We start from the raw sequence: 1,178 nt of genomic DNA on the forward strand, positions 1-1,178 counted from the left end.
GCAGCGGCAGCGCGATCCGTGCCACGTCCCCGGGCTGGGAGGTGATCGTCTCGCCCTGCAGGGCGAACAGGATGACGATGGTGAACAGCAGCCCGTACAGGGCGATGGGCCCGATCTTCGGCAGGAAGCGTTCCTCGTACCAGGTGCGGCCCCGGGCGCGTTCGCCGAGCCGGCGCGAGAGGTATCCGGCGGCCAGGGGGATGCCGAGGAAGATGAGCACGTACTGGGCGATGTCCCAGGCCGAGACCCGCAGTGCGGTGCCTTCGCCCAGGCCCAGCCAGCCGGGCAGGACCTCCAGGTAGAACCAGCCGAGCACGCCGAAGGCGATCACCTGGAAGAGGGAGTTGATCGCGACCAGGACGGCGGCGGCCTCGCGGTCGCCGCAGGCCAGGTCGTTCCAGATGAGGACCATGGCGATGCATCGGGCCAGGCCGACGATGATCAGGCCGGTGCGGTATTCGGGCAGGTCGGGCAGCAGCAGCCAGGCCAGCGCGAACATCAGCGCCGGGCCCAGCACCCAGTTGAGCACCAGGGAGGCGATGAGCAGGCGGCGGTCGCCGGTGACGGTGCCCAGGCGGTCGTAGCGGACCTTGGCCAGCACCGGGTACATCATCAGCAGCAGGCCCAGCGCGATCGGCAGCGAGATCTCGCCGATCTTGACCGCCTCCAGCGCGGAGTTCAGGCCGGGCACCAGGCGTCCCAGCAGCAGTCCGGCGGCCATCGCCAGGCCGATCCACACCGGAAGGAACCGATCCAGGGTGGACAGGGCGCCCATCACGCCGCTCTGGCCCGCAGAAGCAGCGGTTGGATTTGAGGACATGGATCTTCCTTACGGTGCCGTGCTCAGACGGTGGCGGGGGTGTTCAGCAGGGCCGACAGCTCGGTCAAGGTCTCGGGGACCAGGCGGTAGTAGACCCAGGAGGCGCGCCGCTCGGAGGTCAGCAGCCCGACCTCTTTGAGCACCTTGAGGTGGTGGCTGATGGTGGGCTGTGACAGCTCGAAGGCGCCGGTGATGTCGCACACGCACACCTCGCCGCCCGAGTGGCTGGCCACGATCGACAGGATCCGCAGCCGGACCGGATCGCCCAGGGCCTTGAACACCGGCGCGATCCCGGCGGCCTGCCCGGCCTCCAGGGGCTCGCGAACCAGCGGCGGGCTGCACTCAAGGATCTGCAGCA

Annotated in this window: 2 protein-coding genes; both read right to left on the minus strand. The window is 69.4% G+C overall.

Annotated elements, in window-relative coordinates; all coding sequences use genetic code 11:
- Positions 1–820 (minus strand): ACR3 family arsenite efflux transporter (arsB, locus tag AC5L38_RS44185; protein ID WP_495248817.1); only part of this gene is annotated, 820 nt, incomplete at its 3' end.
- A 23-nt stretch (positions 821–843) separates the two neighbouring features.
- On the minus strand, positions 844–1,176 hold the full coding sequence (locus AC5L38_RS44190; RefSeq protein ID WP_495248818.1) for an ArsR/SmtB family transcription factor: 333 nt from the start codon (positions 1,174–1,176) through the stop codon (positions 844–846).
- Between the last annotated feature and the right edge of the window lie 2 nt (positions 1,177–1,178).

It is taken from the genome of Streptosporangium nanhuense, from assembly GCF_059358815.1.